This is a genomic window from Grimontia sp. SpTr1 (assembly GCF_947387585.1).
Lineage (GTDB): Bacteria > Pseudomonadota > Gammaproteobacteria > Enterobacterales > Vibrionaceae > Enterovibrio > Enterovibrio indicus.
This window is the reverse complement of the sequence record NZ_CANDOD010000043.1, coordinates 1-2,057: the sequence shown is the minus strand read 5'-3', so window position 1 is coordinate 2,057 and position 2,057 is coordinate 1. Positions and strand designations below refer to the sequence as shown.

Here is a 2,057-nt window from a genome sequence, read left to right as displayed (position 1 = left end):
AGAATACCAAGGACAGCGATGACCTGATTGTGTCCCCTTGGAAGGGTGACGGCAACAGGTTCACCGGGTTGAACCCCGTGCTCGGTGAGGAAAGCGGCCAGTTGCAGGGCAGCTTGAGCGAGCTCGCCATAGGAGAGGGAATGTTGGTCAGAAATAATGGCAGTGCGTTCGGGGGTTTCCGCCGCCATTTCAAAGAAGGATTGATGTATGGTTCTGGTTGAAAAGGCTTGGTCAGTGTGATTTATTGCCAGCCTTGATTCACGCTGTTTGTTAGGTAATACAAGGTGAATTGGTGTATCCCAGTCAACGGTGATTAGATTATCAATGAGCGCAATATAAGTATTAAACATGTCATCGATCATTCCCTCTGGGAATAAGGCATCAACACTGTCCCAAGATAAAGCAAGCTCTTTATCAAATTCATAAAGCTGATGATCTAACCAGACTTGCGGGGTTTCGGATAAACCACCGGCAACCATTTTAGGGAAACCCGATTCACCCTGTTCAAATAGCCCATTACCAAGCCCTAATGTGCTCGTGAACACGATTGGGAGAGAGGCAGCTGTGAGACTCATTTCATGAGAGCGTTGCCGTTGAATCCATATAGAAGAGACGGCTTTATTTTCCAGAACATCAGCGATCTCCCGTTGGGTCTTTTTAGCTTGTTCGATCAGAGTTGATTCTTCTTCACGACAAAAACCTACGGGTGCCAGTGTGGTGAAGTCACCCAGAATACGATTGATGTCTTGATGCACAGGTTGGCGATCAAACAAAGTCAGATTGATAGAATGATCTTTCCCGCCATTCCAAAGGCGAAGCACTTCACTGTATGCGGTTAGAAGCAAAACAGAAGGGGTGATTTGGTACTTTTGCGCCTTGTCTTTTAATGCTTGCCAATCTTCTGCCGGCAAACGATGTTCCCGCCTTGTGAATATTGGATGCGCCAAGCGTTCTGGTTCTGTCGCCAAAGGAAGAGATGCTTTTAACGGGAGTTCTGCAAGTTTATTCAACCAGAATGTTTCAGCGTTTTGTTTTTCTTCATTACTTGGCGCAATTTGATTGACATAGTCCCGGAACAGTAGGTCTGTTTTTGAGGGGAGGCTCTCTGGATCTAAGTATGTCCGGCTTAATTGCTCTAGAAGCAATTTGATACTGAATCCATCTAGAGTGAGATAGTTGAATATAATTCCGACACGACAGCGAGGGTTTCCTTTTGCATCGTGATAAGAGACAGCAAACAGATGGTGCATTTGAGCCGAAGACCCGACGTCACTGTTTTTGCTGGCAGATGATGTTGTATGGAACTGTTGATGAAGCCACTGCTGCGCAAGTTGTTCACCTTGACCATCTCTCATGTCATCGAATCGGTGACAAAGCGTCTCAATACCCGGGAAGAAAGGCAGTACGCGCTGATTCCCCTCTTTGTCTATCGTAACCCTGAGCATGTCATGATGCTGAACCAGGCTGTTCCAAGCCTGTTCAAGCCGTCCAACATTGACGTTCTCACCATCCAGCTCGACCAGATAATGGGTACCACAGTTGAGTGGCAGTCCAGGTGACTGGCCCATCCAATAGGCACGCTGAACCTCTGTCAGTGGGAAAGGTTCAAAGCGAGCGTCCGGGTCGGGAACCAGGGTGGAAAGCGGCTCGGCGTTCTCGAATGAGAGTCCGGCAGCAAATTCGGCCAACACAGGTTGTGCAAACAACAGACGGAGAGGCTGTTCAGCGGTCAGCCCATTTTCACGTAGCGTTGAAATGACCTGGGTGGCTAACAAGCTATCACCGCCGAGAGAGAAAAAGTGGCTTTCCCTTCCGATGCTTCTGTCCGGTAACAGTGCTTGCCATACGCTGGCTACCTGACACTCCTTATCGCCTTTTGGGGGGGTCAGGGTAGTGTGCTGTGCGTCAGCATGCTCAGCCAGAAGTATCTGAGCTTGCTTGCGGTCAACTTTACCGTTCGCACTGAGTGGAATTTCATCAACCAGCGCGAGGGTAGAAGGAACCATATAGTCGGGCAGCAGGGCACGGAGTTGGTCAGTGACATCCGCCTTGAACTG

1 protein-coding gene is annotated in these 2,057 nt (G+C 48.9%); it reads right to left on the bottom strand.

From position 1 onward, the window contains the following. Positions 1 to 2,057 (bottom strand): condensation domain-containing protein (locus QL223_RS25830; protein WP_281546352.1); only part of this gene is annotated, 2,057 nt, incomplete at both ends.